Origin of the sequence: Salegentibacter echinorum (genome assembly GCF_900129445.1) — a bacterium.
In the GTDB taxonomy this organism is placed as follows: domain Bacteria; phylum Bacteroidota; class Bacteroidia; order Flavobacteriales; family Flavobacteriaceae; genus Salegentibacter; species Salegentibacter echinorum.
The window spans coordinates 241,543-258,223 of record NZ_FQVT01000005.1 but is presented as its reverse complement, the minus strand read 5'-3'; the positions used below and the strand labels follow the sequence as shown (position 1 = coordinate 258,223).

The 16,681-nt window shown below is 39.2% G+C and carries 16 protein-coding genes; 10 read left to right on the top strand and 6 right to left on the bottom strand.

From position 1 onward, the window contains the following. From BUA71_RS10655 to BUA71_RS10630, 6 genes are all read left to right on the top strand, one after another. Complete coding sequence (locus BUA71_RS10655) at window positions 1–624, top strand: LysE family translocator (RefSeq protein WP_072879550.1); 624 nt, start codon at window positions 1–3, stop codon at window positions 622–624. Window positions 625–630: 6 nt separating this feature from the next. Beyond that, window positions 631–951 carry an MGMT family protein gene (locus BUA71_RS10650; RefSeq protein WP_072879548.1) on the top strand — a complete coding sequence of 107 codons (321 nt, stop codon included), beginning with the start codon at window positions 631–633 and terminating at the stop codon, window positions 949–951. Window positions 952–1,165: 214 nt separating this feature from the next. Next, on the top strand, window positions 1,166–2,296 hold the full coding sequence (locus tag BUA71_RS10645; RefSeq protein ID WP_072879546.1) for an Mrp/NBP35 family ATP-binding protein: 1,131 nt from the start codon (window positions 1,166–1,168) through the stop codon (window positions 2,294–2,296). Between the two features lie 3 nt (window positions 2,297–2,299). Beyond that, the gene (locus tag BUA71_RS10640; RefSeq protein WP_072879544.1) at window positions 2,300–2,542 is read left to right on the top strand and encodes a NifU family protein; all 243 of its coding nucleotides are present in this window, start codon (window positions 2,300–2,302) and stop codon (window positions 2,540–2,542) included. 15 nt (window positions 2,543–2,557) lie between these two features. Beyond that, complete coding sequence (locus tag BUA71_RS10635) at window positions 2,558–3,619, top strand: NAD(P)/FAD-dependent oxidoreductase (protein WP_072879542.1); 1,062 nt, start codon at window positions 2,558–2,560, stop codon at window positions 3,617–3,619. A 59-nt stretch (window positions 3,620–3,678) separates the two neighbouring features. Then, window positions 3,679–4,014, top strand: coding sequence for a 2Fe-2S iron-sulfur cluster-binding protein (locus tag BUA71_RS10630; RefSeq protein ID WP_072879540.1), 336 nt, complete (start codon window positions 3,679–3,681; stop codon window positions 4,012–4,014). 75 nt (window positions 4,015–4,089) lie between these two features. Here the strand turns inward: BUA71_RS10630 and BUA71_RS10625 are convergent, their stop codons facing one another. After that, window positions 4,090–4,884 (bottom strand): DUF3050 domain-containing protein, encoded by a 795-nt coding sequence (locus BUA71_RS10625; RefSeq protein ID WP_072879538.1) that lies wholly within the window; start codon window positions 4,882–4,884, stop codon window positions 4,090–4,092. 812 nt (window positions 4,885–5,696) lie between these two features. Further along, on the bottom strand, window positions 5,697–6,872 hold the full coding sequence (locus tag BUA71_RS10615; RefSeq protein ID WP_072879523.1) for an acyl-CoA dehydrogenase family protein: 1,176 nt from the start codon (window positions 6,870–6,872) through the stop codon (window positions 5,697–5,699). Window positions 6,873–7,802: 930 nt separating this feature from the next. Between BUA71_RS10615 and BUA71_RS10605 the strand changes: the two genes are divergently transcribed. The 4 genes from BUA71_RS10605 (at window position 7,803) to BUA71_RS10585 (ending at window position 13,617) form a co-directional block, all read left to right on the top strand. Then, window positions 7,803–8,711, top strand: a complete 909-nt coding sequence (locus BUA71_RS10605) for a glycerophosphodiester phosphodiesterase family protein (RefSeq protein ID WP_072879519.1) — start codon at window positions 7,803–7,805, stop codon at window positions 8,709–8,711. A 435-nt stretch (window positions 8,712–9,146) separates the two neighbouring features. After that, window positions 9,147–9,620 (top strand): UpxY family transcription antiterminator, encoded by a 474-nt coding sequence (locus tag BUA71_RS10600; RefSeq protein WP_072879517.1) that lies wholly within the window; start codon window positions 9,147–9,149, stop codon window positions 9,618–9,620. 415 nt (window positions 9,621–10,035) lie between these two features. Next, window positions 10,036–10,362 (top strand): hypothetical protein, encoded by a 327-nt coding sequence (locus BUA71_RS10595; RefSeq protein WP_072879515.1) that lies wholly within the window; start codon window positions 10,036–10,038, stop codon window positions 10,360–10,362. 495 nt (window positions 10,363–10,857) lie between these two features. Next, on the top strand, window positions 10,858–13,617 hold the full coding sequence (locus tag BUA71_RS10585) for a TonB-dependent receptor (protein ID WP_072879511.1): 2,760 nt from the start codon (window positions 10,858–10,860) through the stop codon (window positions 13,615–13,617). Window positions 13,618–14,375: 758 nt separating this feature from the next. On the opposite strand, the gene BUA71_RS10580 is transcribed toward BUA71_RS10585, so the two are convergent. The 4 genes from BUA71_RS10580 to BUA71_RS10565 are packed head-to-tail and all read right to left on the bottom strand — an operon-like array spanning window position 14,376 to window position 16,662. Next, window positions 14,376–15,302, bottom strand: a complete 927-nt coding sequence (locus BUA71_RS10580) for a TPM domain-containing protein (protein ID WP_083572077.1) — start codon at window positions 15,300–15,302, stop codon at window positions 14,376–14,378. Further along, entirely contained in the window at window positions 15,303–15,743 is a 441-nt protein-coding gene (locus BUA71_RS10575) for a TPM domain-containing protein (RefSeq protein WP_072879509.1), read from the bottom strand. A gap of 3 nt (window positions 15,744–15,746) precedes the next feature. Beyond that, window positions 15,747–16,331: a LemA family protein gene (locus BUA71_RS10570; RefSeq protein ID WP_072879507.1), complete on the bottom strand. Its 585-nt coding sequence runs from the start codon at window positions 16,329–16,331 to the stop codon at window positions 15,747–15,749. A gap of 1 nt (window position 16,332) precedes the next feature. Beyond that, a complete protein-coding gene (locus BUA71_RS10565; RefSeq protein WP_072879505.1) occupies window positions 16,333–16,662 on the bottom strand; it encodes a MerR family transcriptional regulator in 330 nt (109 codons plus the stop codon). Window positions 16,663–16,681: the final 19 nt, after the last annotated feature.

Here is a 16,681-nt window from a genome sequence, read left to right as displayed (position 1 = left end):
TTGGAAGAAACTAAGCTTTTTCTAATTACTTTTTTTGCAGCTCTTATAGGAGTAGTGCCACCGGGTTTGGTAAATATGACCGTGGCAAAGACCTGTGTGGAAAAAGGGAAGAAAAACGGATTGTATGTAGCCATTGGGGCGACAATAGTTGTGATTGTCCAGGCAACAATAGCTGTTTTATTGGCGAAATACATCTTTAGAAATGAATTTGTTCAAAATATTTTGCTGCGAACCGCCCTGGTGATCTTCATTATTCTGGGAGTTTATTTTTTTATTCAGGCGAAAAACAGGAAAGGTTTGCAACACCATTCCCAAAAAACAAATTCCAATAGTATTTTTAAAGGAATGCTCATCGCTGCTTTAAACGTTTTTCCTATTCCTTACTTTGTTGCTGTGGCCGGAGCTTTAAATATTGGCACGGGGATGAATTATCATTGGATTAGGGTTATTGTTTTTGTATTAGCAGCCTCCCTGGGAACATTTACAACATTATATTTCTACGTGATTTCTTTTATTCGTATTGAAAAACAAGCTGAAGCCATTGCTAAATACTCCAATTACTTTATGGCAATTTTAATGCTGGTACTTATTATTGTAACCCTTCTTAGGATCTACTATACTTAAAATTAGATGGAGCAGAACTTTTTTGAGCGGGTCTATACCGTGGTACGAAAAATACCTAAAGGTAAAGTAACTTCTTTTGGAGCAATCGCAAAATGCGTGGGCGCTACAAAAAGCGCCAGGATGGTTGGGTATGCTCTAAATTCTTCTAAATTAATGGCAGATGTTCCTGCGCATAGAGTGGTAAACCGAAATGGGCTACTAACAGGAAAAAGTCATTTTGGTGATAATAATGCCATGCAGAGCATGTTAGAAGAAGAAGGAGTACCGGTAAAGGATTTAAAAGTGCAGGATTTTAGAGAATATTTTTGGGATCCTGGAAAGAGTTAAGGCGGGAAGCTTACTTGTTTTTTGCAGCCTTAAACTTTCAACTTTGAACCTCTAAATCTTTACCAATCAAATCCGGGTAATTACTTCGTTTTCTTAGCTTTTACACTTATATTTGCATTTAGAATGAATCTATATAAGCTAACGCATGTAAAGTTGATTTTCACTGCGTTGAGTTAAATTCCCTAATCTGTAGAGGGCTATAAAAAGTTTTTAAATGAAGTTAGATAGGAAAGAAATATTAAAATCCCTTGAAACCATTAGTGTCGCAGGGGAAGGCAAAAATATGGTGGAGAGTGGAGCAGTTCAAAATATCATGACCTTTGGTGATGAGGTGGTGGTAGATTTAGTCTTACAAACGCCGGCGTTACATATTAAAAAAAGGGCTGAAGTTGATGTAATGAAAGCCATCCATGAAGAGGTGCACCAGAAAGCCAAGGTAAAAGTGAATATAAAAGTACAGGCCGGAGAGAAAAAGCCCGAAATAAAAGGAAAATCTATCCCCGGAATTTCAAATATTATTGCTGTAGCTTCTGGAAAAGGTGGCGTTGGCAAATCTACGGTAACAGCCAATCTTGCAGTGACTTTGTCTAAAATGGGTTTTAAAGTAGGTATTTTGGATGCCGATATCTACGGACCTTCTATCCCAACAATGTTTGATGTTGAAGCAGAAAAGCCTTTGTCGGTAAACATAGATGGAAAATCTAAAATGAAACCTATTGAGAATTATGGTGTTAAAGTACTGTCTATCGGCTTTTTTACAAAGCCAAGTCAGGCGGTAGTTTGGCGTGGACCCATGGCAGCCAAAGCTTTAAACCAAATGATCTTTGATGCCGCCTGGGGCGAACTGGACTTTTTGCTATTAGACCTGCCTCCGGGTACTGGTGATATTCACCTGTCTATTATGCAGTCACTTCCTATCACCGGGGCGGTAGTGGTGAGTACGCCTCAAAAAGTAGCGCTTACAGATGCCAAAAAGGGAGTATCTATGTTCCGTCAGGAAAGTATCAATGTGCCTGTATTGGGAATTGCCGAGAATATGGCCTATTTTACACCAGAAGAGCTTCCGGATAATAAATATTATATTTTCGGACAAGAAGGTGCTAAAAATTTAGCTGAAGACATTCAGGCACCTTTTTTAGGAGAAATCCCATTAGTGCAAAGTTTAAGAGAGTCTGGAGATATTGGTCGTCCTGCGGCCTTGCAAACAGATACGCCATTGGAAAATGCATTTAAGGAACTTACCCGAAATATGGTTCAGGAAACCGTAAACAGAAATCAAAGCCTGCCGCCAACAGAGGCTATTAAGATTACCACTATGGCTGGTTGCAGCGCTGTTAAAAAGTAATTTATGACAAGCGAAGAAGTAAAGTTAAACGTAGAAAAAGCCCTGGACGAGATTCGTCCTTTTTTAGAAAGTGACGGGGGGAATATTTCTCTTGTTGCTATAGAAAACGATAGGCTGGTGAAGGTGCAGTTAGAAGGCGCTTGTGTGGACTGTACGGTTAATCAAATGACTCTAAAATCTGGAGTAGAGATGACCATAAAAAAGTACGTTCCCCAAATAGAGAGCGTGATAAATATTGATAAGTAAACAAATTAGCGAGGAATGATCAAGACCGATATATTAATTATTGGCGCGGGACCAACAGGCCTTTTTGCCGTTTTTGAAGCCGGATTATTAAAATTAAAATGTCATCTTATTGATGCACTCCCCGAGCCGGGTGGGCAATGTGCAGAGATTTATCCCAAAAAGCCTATTTATGATATTCCGGGATTTCCGGAAGTCTTGGCGGGTGATCTTGTGACCAATTTGATGGAGCAAATAAAACCTTTTGAGCCAAAATTTACCCTGGGGGAACGAGCGCAAACCATAGATAAGCAGGAAGACGGTAGTTTTATTGTGACTACCAATAAGGGCACAAAGCACCACGCACCGGTAGTAGTTATTGCCGGCGGCCTGGGCAGTTTTGAACCCAGAAAACCCCCTATTGGTAATATTAAAGATTATGAGGATAAAGGTGTAGCCTATATTATTAGGGATCCTGAAGTTTATCGTGATAAGAAAGTAGTGATCGCCGGTGGTGGGGATTCAGCTTTAGACTGGGCTATCTATTTAGCCAATGTAGCCGAAGAGGTTTCCCTGGTGCATCGTAGAAAAGACTTTAGAGGAGCTTTAGATTCCGTAGAGAAAGTAGAAGAACTTTCTAAAATTGGGAAAATTAACTTAATTACCAATGCCGAAATTACCGATTTACAGGGAGAAGACGCCCTGGAACGCGTGGTGATTACTCATAAAGACCAGCCTACCGAGAAAGAAATAAAAGATACCGATTACTTTATTCCGCTTTTCGGGCTTTCTCCAAAATTAGGTCCAATTGCAGATTGGGGCCTTGAGATTGAAAAAAATGCCATTAAAGTTGATAATGCTTACGATTATCAAACCAATATTCCCGGTGTTTATGCCATTGGTGATGTAAATACCTACCCCGGTAAATTAAAACTGATACTCTGCGGATTCCACGAAGCTGCGATTATGTGCCAAAGTGCTTACCAGCGTATCTTTCCCGATAAAAAATATGTGATGAAATACACCACGGTTAGTGGAATTAACGGGTTTGACGGTAGTAAAAAAGAGGCGAAAAGGGAAGTAGTAAAAAGTATTAATTAAAACTATAAATCTCACAGTTTGTATAATTATAGAAACTGTGAGATTTTTTACAATTATATATGTCTGATATTAAAATAACCATTATAGACCGGGAAGGGGAGGCCCACGTGGTAGATGCCCCAACAGATATGAATATGAACCTGATGGAAGTGGTGCGCTCTTATGAGCTTGCTCCCGAAGGAACTATAGGAATTTGCGGCGGAATGGCAATGTGTGCTTCCTGCCAATGCTATATTATGAATTTTGAACACTTATTGCCAGAACAAAGTATTGAAGAGGAAGATATGTTAGATCAGGCGTTTTTTGTGGAAGATAACAGCCGCTTAAGCTGCCAAATCCCAATCACCGAAGAACTGGACGGCCTGGAAGTGAAATTGGCTCCAGAAGCACCCTAATCTTCATATTCTAGCTTAAGGGATTACAAACCTTGCCAGGTTTTAATCCCCTATAGCTATCGGGACGATGGTTTTTTATATAAGCTTTAGATTGCTGGAGTTTTTATTTTCTAAGATTTTTTCTTCAATTCCATTCCATAGAACAAGTCGCGTTTCCAGACAATCTTTGGCAGTTTCCCTTACTTCATCCCATTTCTGCTCGTCATTTCTACAAAGCTGTTCCAGGATTTTAAAAGCCATAGGTCCCTGTTCCTGCTGCATTAACTGTATGCGTCTTTCAAAAATATATCGGGTTAATTTAAAATCTTTCTTTGGAAATTTTTTCTGAATCCTATCTACAGCGGCAAGCAAGGCGCGGGCATTAGGACCTTCCCTGCCAAATGTAAATGCGGCCGCAATTTTATGGGTTCTTCCTTCGGTAATAGTTTCAAAAGTATTTCTTAAGAATATTTTGATGTTATGAGGAAGTTTGAGAGCCGCGATAAGAAGGAAAATATCGGTGCCGTGGGTTACCTGAAGCAGGAAATTTTTAATCTCTTCGGTATTGGCGCCAATCTGTTCCATGGCATTTAGGTACATTTCAAAATGACTTTGACGCTTTCCGAAGCAATCCATATCAGATTCTTCGCTAAGTACTATTCCGTTCAAGAGATATCTAATTTCAGGATCACCAACCGGTACCCAGGGCGTACTTGTTTTTGTTAGTTTTTTTTGTAAAGCCTTGAGGAGCGACATAAAATCCCACACAGCAAATACCTGGTGCTGCATAAAAATTTGCAAATCTTCTGGCGTTTGTATTTGTTGGTAGAGATTGTGTTCTTGCAATCCAGTAATTGTAGGCTGAAGCTCCCGCTCTATTTCATTTATCATAACCTCAACTTCACTTTTTGCAAAAGTAAGCTTCTGTTAATAATTCATGAAATTTAAAGATTTAATTAAAGCTGAAAACGGGATTTGTTCGCTAAAATTTTTCAGTTATTCTAACATAAGTTGAGTACTTCAGGCTAACTTAGTACAACCTGTCAATTAATGTCCCCCTGAGCCCGTCGAAGCGTTTCCGCAATTAGCCCGGAAGTGTAGGATTGATTGCCACTAATACGCAATTTTTTAGAGTGTAATAATCTTTAAACTTAAAAACTGATGTTAATCGCGGGTGCGATAGCCAGGGATTTAATTCCCCCGGGTTTGCCTCTAAAAAATAATTTTGACGATAAAAAATATGTATAGCTTTACTTATATTTTTATCTTTATTAAAACTAAAATAGTGATCGGTTTCTCATATAATATTCTAATTTTCTACTCCAAAAAATCGAAAGATTACTTGCAGCTGGATGGGGTGGTCGCAAAAGATCCCGGGAAGCCTTTAAAGAAAACATGTTGTGAGAAGTATAAAAAAGGCAAACGCTGTAAACGTTGCCCTTGTTTTGATCTTCTTTAGAATTCAAGGTTCAAGGTTCAAGGTTCAAGGTTTAAAGTTTGAAGGTCACAGGCTTAACTGACAATGGAGAACCGACAACCCATAACCAGTAGGGAGTCGCAGTATTCAGTAGGAAAACACCAAACTGTTTCCATAACAAACAAGTGATTGCCGCGCTCCTATGTCGCTCGCAATGACAGCCATGAGGAAGCTGACTACGAAACCCACAACTAACAATTCATAACGCACAACCGAGAAGTGACAGCTAAAACGCCGGAATACCGGTAATGTCCATGCCGGTGATGAGGAGGTGTATATCGTGGGTACCTTCGTAGGTGATTACACTTTCCAGATTCATCATGTGTCGCATGATACTGTATTCGCCGGTAATGCCCATTCCGCCTAAAACCTGGCGGGCTTCCCGGGCAATTTTTAACGCCATATCTACATTATTTCGCTTTGCCATGGATATTTGTGCCGAAGTAGCTTTACCTTCATTTCGCAAAACGCCAAGTCTCCACGCCATTAATTGGGCTTTAGTGATCTCGGTGATCATTTCAGCTAATTTCTTTTGCTGCAACTGGGTTCCTGCGATCGGTTTTTTAAACTGAATCCGTTCTTTTGCATATCTTAGAGCCGTATCATAACAGTCCATCGCAGCACCAATTGCGCCCCATGCAATTCCGAATCTGGCGGAATCCAGACATCCTAACGGAGCTCCCAAACCACTTTTATTCGGCATTAAATTTTCTTTGGGCACCTTTACATTGTCAAAAATAAGCTCCCCTGTGGCGCTGGCGCGTAGTGACCATTTATTATGTGTTTCGGGAGTAGAAAAACCCTCCATTCCACGTTCTAAGATAAGTCCGTGGATTCTGCCTTCCTCATTTTTGGCCCAAACGATAGCGATATCGGCAAAAGGGGAATTTGAGATCCACATTTTTGCACCGTTCAGTAAAAAGTGGTCTCCTTTATCTTTAAAATTGGTGACCATTCCGGCGGGGTTCGAACCATAATCGGGTTCGGTTAAACCAAAGCAGCCCATCATTTCCCCGCTGGCCAGTTTTGGAAGGAATTTTTTCTTTTGTTCTTCGGTACCATATTTAAAAATGGGATACATTACCAGGGAAGATTGTACCGAGGCTGTAGATCGCACGCCACTATCGCCACGTTCAATCTCCTGCATAATCAAACCATAGGAGATTTGATCGAGTCCCGCGCCACCGTATTCCTCCGGGATATAGGGACCAAAAGCACCAATTTCTGCCAGACCATTGATGATTGATTTAGGGAATTCTGCTTTTTGTGCAGCATCTTCAATAATTGGGGAGACATCACGTTTTACCCAATCCCGCGCTGCATTGCGCACTAATTTATGCTCATCACTTAAAAGTTCATCAATATTGTAATAATCGGGGGCCTGGAAGTTATCGCTTTTCATATTGTGTGGTGTTTTACACAAATGTAACCAAGCTTTTTATAGCAAGCAATTTTTTCTAAAGACATTGTTATTCAAATGATTCAGTGTTCAGTAACCAGTAGACAGTGGCAGTTTTCAGTGGCGGAAAAAAAATTAATATGCTGATGTGGTAATGTGGTGATGCGTTAATGCGATGATGTAGCGATGTGATTCGTGAATGGTTAATTCGGGAGTCATGATTAGCAAGTGAATATAAGGTTTACCATACGCTTATTAAGTTATAAGTGTGGTTGGAATGTAGCTCCTTCCTTTGAAGGGAAGGTGGAATTTTTGCTATTTTCAGCAGAAAAGACGGAAGGGTTGGTTGTTGATGTGGAAATTCATTAATCCGGAAATCGTGATTAGTAATAAGATTTCAGTATTACAATACTACATTGTACAATTTGCAATATTTCTGGTTCAAAACACCAAACACCAAAATTCAACAGATCGCCACGTCTTTCGTCCTCGGCGATGACGTGGTGAGAACAACCTAATCTGCAACCTGCAACTCGTAACCAGTTTGCAGTTGCAGTTTTCAGTTTGCAGAACAACAAGCAATAACCCAAAATAACAAACAAAACCAGAGATTGCCCCCCTCCTGCGTCGCTTGCAATGACAATAACCAACCAAAATTCAGCAACTTTCAAAATGATTTTTCAACTCAACCCAACCCGCAACACGTAACCAGTAGGCAGTCTCAGTTTTCAGTTTGCAGAACAACAAACCCCAAACACTAAATAAAATCCCACAACTAATTAATTAACACTGGCTAATCGATCCAGCTAAAACTGATAACTCAAAACCGAGAACTCGGAACTGATAGCGGATAACACACACCCGATAACCGTCCAAACATTTCTAATAAAACCGGGGAAATTGGCTACATTTATAGTTTTAAATTTTCCTGATATGAATATTCTTAAACCCTATTTGTTACTCACATTTATTTGCTTTTTTGTTAGCTGTAAAACCTTATCTCCAGGGGAGGTAGTTACACAAAAATTCCCCTCCTTTATGGTTGAGGGACATCGTGGTGCGAGGGGTGAAATGCCAGAAAATACAATTCCGGCTATGATAAGAGCGATTGATGATGGCGCCAACGTCCTGGAGTTGGATGTTCAGGTTTCAAAAGATGACAAAGTAGTGGTTGCACACGATCCTTTTATTAATAGAGGTTTTTCGTTATTGCCCAATGGCGATGAAATAAGGGAAGAGGATGCACAGAAATATTTGCTGTATCAAATGGATTATGACAGCATTAAAGAATTTGATGTAGGAACTAAGGGGAATAAGCGGTTTCCGAAGCAAAAAAAGATGAAAGCTCACATTCCCTTGTTGGCAGATCTTATTGAGGCCGTGGAAAGATATACTGAAAGCAATAATATACCGGAAGTGATTTATAATGTAGAAATTAAATCGAACCCCAGGAAAGACGGTACCTATCAACCGGCACCGCGTAAATTTGTTCGGCTGGTTATGGATGTGCTACAAAACAAAAATGTCCATGAACGTTTTTATATTCAATCATTCGATGTGCGTCAAATTCAGCGGGTACGGGAGAGATATCCCAATGTTCCCGTTGGATTTCTTACCGGGGATAAGAATGTTACTTTTGAAGAAAACATAGCTAAAATAGGTTTTGTACCCGAAATTTATAGTCCGCATTTTAGTCTGGCTTCTTCAGAACTTATAAAGAAATGTCACGAGAGAAATATAAAATTCATTCCATGGACGGTTAATACGCGGGAAGAAATTGAGCGACTTAAAGAAATGAACGTAGATGGTATTATTACCGATTTCCCGCATTTTTTAAAGTAGATTGTTGCCCTTCGTCAGGCTAAAGGAGACACCTCGACAAGATTTTAGGAGTGTATTTCCATAAGCCTTCATTGAATAAATTGAAATGTTCGAGGTGACAGCTGTGCTATTTAACGTCAGGCAGAGCTTGGCGAAGCCTTGGTGTTTATACCTCTATTGGGTTGAAATTGGATTTTTTATTCTCCCAGAAGCCAAATAATTACAATTAAGCTTTTTTATAGACATTCCGAGTTTATAAAAGTGATCAGATTTACAAAAAATGCATGAAAATGTGCTTCGACGGGTTCAGCTTAACATAACGGGTGAAGGGAAAAAAAATCTCTTACAAAAATCCGAGAGAATTTCATTTCACAGTAAAAAAGCTTAAATTCGTTTTTCTTAGATTATTTGCTTTCCCAACCCTACTAAGGAAGTTTATAATATCAAATAAACACTATGCCCTGGTACGTACTACGAAGTAAGCCACAACATGAAATTAAATCGGCCAAGATCCTGGAAAAACTCGGAATAGAGGTATTTTGTCCTGTGATTACCGAAATAAGACAATGGAGTGACCGAAAAAAAAAAGTGATTACTCCCTTGTTTAAACCTTATTTGTTTGTTCGGTTGGATGCGGCAGAGAGGAACAAGGTTTTTGAAGCTCCCGGAATTTTAAATTATATGTTTTGGTTAGGAAAGCCGGCTGTAGTAAGGGAAGACGAAATAGAAACTATTAAATCCTGGCTTAGTAATGATGCATACGAAGAGTTTGAGGTCGGTGCCTTTAAACCGGGAGAAGAGATTGAAATTAAAACCGGAAAAATGGCAAATAAAAAAGCCATTATCAAAGAGGTAGGAACAAAACGACTAAAATTAATCCTGCCCGATCTCGGGTGGACACTTAGTACTAAAATTCAGGATGTTGTTTAAGGTCTGTTTGTGGTTCGGTATCAAATAAGGACTACTGAGTCCTTCTTTTCGCTGGAAATAATACTTCTCTATTAACAAATTCCCTTCTCGTGGTTTTAAATAGTAAAGAAATCGCTTTAATCTTTGTTATAAATGAGAGCTTCTTAAATAAGTATGTGGTTTTTGAGCTTTAGTGTTTTAATATCCTTCAACCATATTTTGCTGTTTAATTCCCCGAGGCTTGCCTTGAGATAAAAAGAACTTTTTTCCGGAAGCATACTTCATACCCTCAAGATGAGGTTATTGATTATTGACACAATAGTGTTAAGATATTTTATGTTGACAAGCTTTGGATAATGTCTTTTAAATTTAAGTTAGGATTTTGTGAATAATTTATTAAATTGAAGAAAATATTAATCACAATACCCTACTGATTATGACGCAAGCTAATTTAGATTCGTTTTCAACTTCTTATATGTATAAGATGGATAATGTTTTATATGAAATTTACGATAACGATGGAATTTTAAAAAATCAGGAGTTTGCCCCCTGGAAAACGGAAGTAATTGCCAGTTTGGAAACGGCCGAATTTATTGACGCTATTAATGATAATTACGTGTTAACGCAAAAGGGTAGAGAAGTTATTAATTGTGATAGTCTTGTTTATTATCATCGTGAAAAAAGAGCTTCCAGAAAGAACGCGGCCCGGGAACAGAGAACCTTCCTGGAAAAATTATTTTTAAGGATGGGAGCCAATTTTTGAGGAACTGGTTGCTTCGCCATCTATTTTTAGATTTTGAATATTGGAGAATTAATCCACTGCGAAAAAGTATTTTTTCTGATTTTTAAGCTTTTTAATTCTGAATTCTAGAAGGAATTCGCTGCAACGAAAGAATGACAAAATCCGTTTTTGGCTATATATTTAGCTAGGACGAGATTTAAGAGCTTCTCACTTTTCCGAACAGGTTAAAGAACTAGTTTTTTCTGAATTTCTTTCCTGGTCAAATTGGTTTGTGTAAACTAAGCCTGTCTGGTTGTGTCCCCCTGAGTTTCTCCAGGCGCCCACTCCCAGTTGAAGGTTTATCAATACTTCGCGCGAGCTTTTCGAAGCGCTTCCTTCCAAAACCACCTGTGAAGAAATATTTCGAAAAAAATAATTTTCTGATTAAACTTTGTAACAATTCTGTGGTCTAACTACTAACCTAGTTAAGGAGATCACTTTCCGGTCTTCATTTTTCAATCTAAATACGTGCGCAATATGAGGATTTTCTTTTCGCTTGCCTTGTTGTTAATAGCAACAAGTTTAACTGCCCAGAGTTTTGAAATAAATGGAAAAGTTGTTAATCCGCAGGGGACTCCCCTGGAATCTGCAACCATCTACGTAGAAAAACCTTCAGATAGCACATTGGTTACTTACACGATTTCAGATGATTCCGGAAACTTTCAGCTTTCAGGAAAAACAGCCCTTGAAAAAGTTAATTTGCTTATCTCTTATGCCGGGATGCAAACGCACCAACAGGAAATTAAAATTCAGGAACAGCAGGACCTGGGAACCCTAAAAATGGAAATTGCCGATAATACTTTAGATGAAATAACTATTACTTCCTCCCGCGCTCCCGTGACCATAAAGAAGGATACTTTAGAATTTAATGCGGCTTCTTTTAAAACTAGAAAAGATGCGAATTTAGAGGAATTACTAAAGGAACTGCCGGGAGTTGAGGTGGCAACCGATGGAAGTATTACCGTAAATGGCACGCCGGTGCAAAAAATTAAAGTAAACGGAAAGGATTTCTTTGGCGATGATCCTAAAATTGCCACGAAAAACCTTCCAAAGGAATTAATCAATAAACTGCAGGTGGTTGATAGTAAAACCAAATCGGAAGAATTTACAGGCAAAGAAGGTGATGCCGAAAATAAAACTATCAATATTACCATTGACGAAGATAAAAACCGCGGTTTTTTCTCCAGGCTTACCGCCGGTGGGGGAACCGATGATAGGTATGAACTTAGTGGTATTGGAAACTATTTTAAAAACGATTTGCGCATAAGTGTTTTAGGAAGTTCCAATAACATTAACTCTTCAGGCTTTACTTTCGATGAGGTTTATGATGCCATGGGCCGAAACGCTTATTCTATCTCCAGGGGTAGAAATGGCTTTAGCATTAACGGCAATAGTTTTGGATCTGGTAACGGAATAACCAAATCTAATAATATTGGATTCAGTTTTGTTAATGAATGGCCGCAGGAAACCGAACTCTCTACCAATTACTTTTACAACCGGGCCGATAACCGTACGGAAAGTATTACCGAGCGTGAAAATATTCTACCAGATAGAAGGTATTTTAATGTTTCTGAATCCAGCGGTACCCGGTTGAATGACAATCATCGTTTTAGTATGGGTTTTGAAATTCAGCCAGATACCTTAACCAGGATTTCCGTAAGTCCAAATTTTGTGGCCAATAGTGGTAGATCCTCCAATAAAGCTTATACAGAATCTTTTGAAGCAGACGATACCCCAATAAACACAGCTTTAACTGATAATTATTCTGAAGTAAAAAGCACCAATTTTTCAAACCGTTTAAGCTTTTCCAGAAAGTTTGGCGAGAAAGGAGGTTATTATAGTTTGTATTTCAATAATCAAAATAATACCCGAAAGCAGGATAATAATTTCTTTTCTGAAAGGGAAGTTTACGATGACCAGGGTAACCTAACCCGAACCGATATTCAGGATCAATTGATTACCGAAGATAATAAGGAAGATAACTATGGAGTATCTGCCAATGCCAGGTTTCCTTTAACCGAAAAACTGATGCTGGACCTTAGTTATAGATTTGAAAAGGAAGACGGCCGTAACGAACGGTTGGTTTATGAGGCCGACGGCGATGGCGAGTATGAGCTTTTGGACGAAGCATTGAGTAGCGATTTTAAATCGGAATCTTTTAATCACAGGCCAAGTGTAGGCTTGGCTTACAATGGAGAGAAGCTACGGGCTAACCTCTCGGGTGGTTTCCAAAGTATTCGCTTAAAGAACGAAGACCTTTTTACCAATTCAGAAATAGATAATACTTACGATAATTTTTTCGCCAGTGCTTTCGCCAGGTATAGGATGGGCCAGGGAAAATCTATATTCATTAATTATAGAAACTCCTGGAACACCCCATCTTTACGCCAGTTGCAACCGGTAATTAACACGATTAATCCTTTGAATATTGTAGTTGGAAACCCAGATCTTAAACCAACCCTGGATCACCGAGTTTACGTAAACTTTAATAATTTCGATTTTAAAACCCGCTCTGGATTTTATGCTTATTTAAGTGCAAATTTTACCGATGATAAGGTAGTGGCAAGAACTACGGTAGATGAAGACCTTGTTAGGACTACAACTTATACCAACCTTGATGGCGCCTATAATATTTCTGGAGGTGGTAGAACCGATAAAACTTTTAAACTAGAGAATGAAAGCTCTATTAAAATTCAGGGTGGGCTCCACGGGAATTATAGTAAGAATGTAGGTTTCACGAACGGAGAGGAATATAATTCCAAATCTTTAAACCTAACCCCAAACATTGGCCTAACTTATAATTTTAGAGATTTGGTAACCATAGAGCCATTTTATAGTATAGGATTTGTTGATGCCGAATACAGTTTTAATAAAAGAGAAGAAAAATATAATAATCAAAATGTCTCTTTAGCAATCACGTCTTATTGGCCGGAGAAATTTATTATTGGAAGCGATATCGCTTATAGGAATATTGGAAATGCAGCTCCCGGATTTCAGGATTCTTTTTACCTGTGGAACGCGAGTTTAGGTTATGAGCTTTTTGGAGAAAACGGAATATTAAAAATAAAAGTTTTCGACTTGTTAGATCAAAACATCGCAACCCAAAGATTTACCGGTGACGACTTTATTCAGGATACGCAAGAGCTGGTTTTAGAACAATATTTTATGCTTAGTTTTACCTATAAACTCAGCAAGTTTGGCGGAAAAGACCCGAATAAGAAGAGGGGGAGAAGGTAATATGTTGATGTGGTAATAGGTTGATTTGCTGATGTGATGATTCGTTGGTTCGTGATTCTTATCAGTTGGCAGTCTCAGTATTCAGTGGGCAGGTTAGAAAGTTCAAGGTTCAAAATTTCATGTTCAAGGCATTCCAAAACCCAAACCTATATTTCCTTCAGCAAATCTAAAATTCACTCCTGTTCTTAATAGTCAGTGGATCGGGCTTATAAATTTATTTATGTGGTTAGAATGAGCTTCTTCTGCGAGAGCGGAAGGAGGCACAAGGGTTTTTTCTTAATGAGTTGATGCGGTGATGTGTTGATGTGGAGGTGCGTTGATTCGTTAATTCGAGAATCGTGATTAGTAATAAAATTCCAGAATTACAATCTACATTATATAATTTACAATATTCCTGGTTCAAAACTACAAACCATAAACAAAACCAGAGATTGCCACGCTCCTGCGTCGCTCGCAATGACTGTGGAGAATTAGTAGGCAGTCACAGTATTCAGTACGTCGTTTGCTCCTTCCATTGAAAGGGAAGGTGGGTTTTCTGCTATTTTCGGCAGAAAAGACGGAAGAGTTGGTATTGATATGTTAATATGATGATTTGGAAACCCTGATTATATCAAACTTCAGAATTACAATCTACATTATACAATTTACAATATTTCTGATTCAAAAACACAAACAATGAACCCCAAACAGAAAGAGATTGCCGCGCTCCTTCGTCCGCGTGATGACGTAACTGCCAACTAAAAAACACTCAACTGAAATCACCAGCTTCCCCCGGCGCCGCCGCCGCCAAAGCCGCCGCCACCGAAGCCGCCTCCAAAGCCGCCACCGCCGCCAAAGCCTCCACCGGAGCTTCCTCCGCCAAAGCCACCGCGCCCCAAAGAGCTTAGAATAATGGCATCCAAAAAGGTATCGCCGGCACTTCTTCTACCACCGTTACGGCCACCGCCGCCTTTACGTTTGATGAATGAGATGATAATCACCACAAAAAATATGAGCATGATAATTCCTTGTAGAGGGATACCTTGTCCTTCATTTCGGGATTGTGGTGTGCCTTGAAAATTACCGGCTAAAACCTGGAAAATCGCAGTTGTACCGGCGTCCAGACCGTTGTAATAGCTGCCATTTCTAAATTCTGGCAGGATAATTTGTTCTATAATTTGCTTGCTACGAGCATCGGTAAGGTATTCTTCGAGTCCGTAACCGGTGGTAATCCATATTTTGCGATCACTTTCAGCAACCAGGATTAAGAGTCCGTTGTCTTTTTCGCTTTGTCCCACACCCCATTCCTGGGCCCATTCGGCGGCATAGACGCCTTCATACTCGCCATTAAGGGATTCTATGGTCGCAATAACAATTTGGGTAGAAGTAGTATCGGCATAATTAATCAGCTTCTGTTCTAATCGATTTCTTTCCGAAGAAGACAGAATATCAGCGCCATCGTAAACGCTGGTTTCTTCGGAAGGCTTTGGAGGGATGTCACGCTGGGCATAAATAAAGCCTGAAAACAATAAAAAACAAGCTAATAATAGGCGAAGTCTTTTATTAAATGCTTCGCGCCATAAAGTCTCACCCGAAAGAATAGTATCATCGGGGTTTTTCTGATTAAAAAAATGATTTTTTGTCCCGCTTTTAATCGGGGAAAACCTCACGTGCTTAACGCCAGGTTCCTGATTGTATTGTGACATTTATCCTCTTGAAATTTCGTTGGAGAGTTCGTCCCTGGTATCTGCACTCCAGGGGAAGTGCTTTTTCAGTTGCTGGCCTGCAGTTAAAATGCCGTTTACCAAACCTTGTTTGAAATCTCCTTTTTTAAATTCTGCTACAATGGCGTCCTTTGTACTTTCCCAGAAATTATCTGGTACCACATCGTTAATGCCTTTATCACCGTAAATCACAAAATTTTTGTCTTCTACGGCAACATAAATAAGCACGCCATTTTCATGCTTGGTATTGTCCATCTTTAAATGATGGAAAACCTCCATAGCACGATCAAAAATATCTAGCTCACCGGTGGTTTTTTCTAAATGCACTCTTATCTCACCAGAAGTGTTTTGCTCTGCTTTTCTAATGGCCTCAATAATCGCCTCTTCGTCATTTTTGCTTAAAAACTCTTCTACTTTACTCATGGCTTAAAAATCAAATTCAACATCTGGGGCGTTTTCTGCACCTTGTTCGGCTTCAAAGCCTTCAATTTTATCAAAACCAAAAAGGGCAGCAGCAATATTGCTGGGGAATTTTCGTCTTGTCTTTTCATAAGTGGCAACTGCTTCGTTAAAACGGTTTCTTTCAACATTAATTCGGTTTTCTGTGCCTTCCAGCTGCGATTGCAGTTGCTGGAAATTCTGGTTAGATTTAATATCGGGATAACGTTCTACCGAAACCAATAATCTGGATAAAGCCGATGACAACCCTCCCTGGGCTTCCTGGAACTGCTGAATTTGCTGGGGATCTAGGTTCCCGGCATCAACGTTTACCGAAGTGGCTTTGGCCCGGGCTTCGATTACATCTGTTAAAGTTCCACGTTCAAAATCGGCAGAACCTTTTACGGTACTTACCAAATTAGGAATAAGGTCACTTCGTCGTTGATAAGAGCTCTCTACATTATTCCAGGCTTTTTCAGCATTTTGCTCCTTATCCACCAAAGTGTTGTATGGCGAGCCAATTAATATAAAGAGTAGTACAATAATTCCTATTGGGATTAACCATTTTTTCATATTACAATTGATTTTTTAGATTGTTAAGTTTAGCTTTTACGCCCTCCAATTTCCTGATAATTTCAAAATTGGTAAGGGTTTTTTGTTTTTCTTCTTTTAGATGCGTTTTTGCCCCTTCCAGGGTAAATCCGCGTTCTTTTACCAGGTGATAAATAAGCTCGAGGTTTTTAATATCTTCTGGAGTAAATTTTCGGTTTCCTTTGGCATTTTTTTTCGGCTTAATGACATCAAATTCTTTTTCCCAAAATCGAATAAGGGAGGTGTTTACCTTAAAGGCTTCGGCTACTTCCCCAATACCATAATATCTCTTCTCCGGAAGGTTTAAATGCATGTTGCCAGTTTAAATTTAT